Annotated in this window: 1 protein-coding gene; it reads left to right on the top strand. The window is 56.8% G+C overall.

Annotation, left to right across the window (positions count from 1 at the left end; all coding sequences use genetic code 11):
- The coding region (locus ASN89_RS26520) for an EF-Tu/IF-2/RF-3 family GTPase (RefSeq protein ID WP_082654770.1) at positions 1 to 546 on the top strand (546 nt) is incomplete at both ends.

The following is a 546-nucleotide window of genomic DNA, read 5'->3' as shown; positions in this document are numbered from 1 at the left end:
TGGAACTGGTTGAAATGGAAGTGCGCGAGCTGTTGTCGAAGTACGAATTCCCAGGCGACGACCTGCCAATCATCAAAGGTTCGGCACGTATGGCGCTGGAAGGCAAAGAAGGCGAAATGGGCGTTGACGCAGTGCTGCGTCTGGCCGATGCGCTGGATGCCTACATCCCAACGCCAGAGCGCGCTGTTGATGGTGCTTTCCTGATGCCAGTGGAAGACGTGTTCTCGATCTCGGGTCGCGGTACCGTTGTGACCGGTCGTATCGAGCGCGGCATTGTCAAAGTCGGCGAAGAGATCGAAATCGTCGGTATCACCGATACCGTCAAAACGACTTGCACCGGCGTGGAAATGTTCCGCAAACTGCTGGACCAAGGTCAAGCTGGCGACAACGTTGGTCTGCTGCTGCGCGGCACCAAGCGTGAAGACGTGCAACGTGGTCAAGTTCTGGCCAAGCCAGGCTCGATCAAGCCGCATGCGCACTTCACCGGCGAGATCTATGTTCTGTCGAAAGACGAAGGCGGCCGTCATACGCCATTCTTCAACAACT

This window comes from Janthinobacterium sp. Ant5-2-1, assembly GCF_001445815.1.
Taxonomy (GTDB): Bacteria; Pseudomonadota; Gammaproteobacteria; order Burkholderiales; family Burkholderiaceae_D; genus Janthinobacterium; species Janthinobacterium lividum_E.
The sequence above is the reverse complement of the archived record's forward strand: the minus strand, read 5'-3'. Positions and strand labels throughout refer to the sequence as shown.